This is a genomic window from Bacillus sp. LR--39, from assembly GCF_053613335.1.
On record NZ_JBSIOT010000496.1, the window covers coordinates 1 to 922 of the forward strand.

2 protein-coding genes are annotated in these 922 nt (G+C 48.8%); both read left to right on the forward strand.

All coding sequences use genetic code 11. The features are described 5' to 3' along the window. Positions 1-486, forward strand: a 486-nt coding sequence (locus tag ACWHAR_RS24420) for a DNA-3-methyladenine glycosylase family protein (RefSeq protein WP_452088100.1), incomplete at its 5' end; no start/stop codon positions are given. 113 nt (positions 487-599) lie between these two features. Then, positions 600-922, forward strand: a 323-nt coding sequence (locus tag ACWHAR_RS24425) for a TRAM domain-containing protein (protein WP_452088101.1), incomplete at its 3' end; no start/stop codon positions are given.

Below are 922 nucleotides of genomic sequence, written 5' to 3' on the forward strand. Positions count from 1 at the left end.
ATCCACCAGCAGCTCAATCTTTCCTTCGCTTACACGCTAACAGAACGGTTTGTTCATGCGTTTGGCGAGCAGAAGGATGGCGTGTGGTGCTACCCAAAGCCGGAAACGATTGCAGAACTCGATTATCAGGATCTGCGTGATCTGCAATTCAGCATGAGAAAAGCGGAATACACCATTGATACATCAAGGATGATCGCAGAAGGCACACTCAGCTTGTCAGAGCTGCCGCATATGGCGGATGAAGACATTATGAAGAAACTGATCAAAATCAGGGGTATCGGCCCGTGGACCGTGCAAAATATCCTCATGTTCGGACTTGGCCGTCCCAATTTATTCCCGCTTGCCGATATTGGCCTCCAGAATGCCATCAAACGCCACTTTCAGCTGGACGATAAGCCGGCAAAGGATGTCATGCTGGCGATGAGCAAGGAGTGGGAGCCTTATTTAAGCTATGCGTCTTTGTATTTGTGGAGAAGTATAGAATAATTCATCTGACAATGAAGGAAATCCTGCAAACGTGTTATACTAGAAAGATGTGAAAAAACCATTTCACTTTCTGCCATCTGCAGAAAGCTTTATATAGAAACGGAGAGAACAACGTGAACCAACAAAAGAAACAGGCGCCTGTCGAACTGAAGGTCGGACAAACCTTTCCGCTGACGATTAAGCGTCTCGGCATTAACGGAGAAGGTGTCGGCTATTTTAAGAAAAAAGTCGTCTTCGTGCCCGGCGCGCTTCCTGGCGAAGAAGTTGTTGTGCAGGCCACAAAGGTCCAGCCGAAGTTTTCGGAGGGCCGCATTAAGAAAATCCGCAAGGCGTCTGAGCACCGGGTGGCACCGCCTTGCCCTGTTTATGAACAATGCGGCGGCTGTCAGCTTCAGCACCTTGCATACAGCCAGCAGCTACGGGAAAAACGCGATAT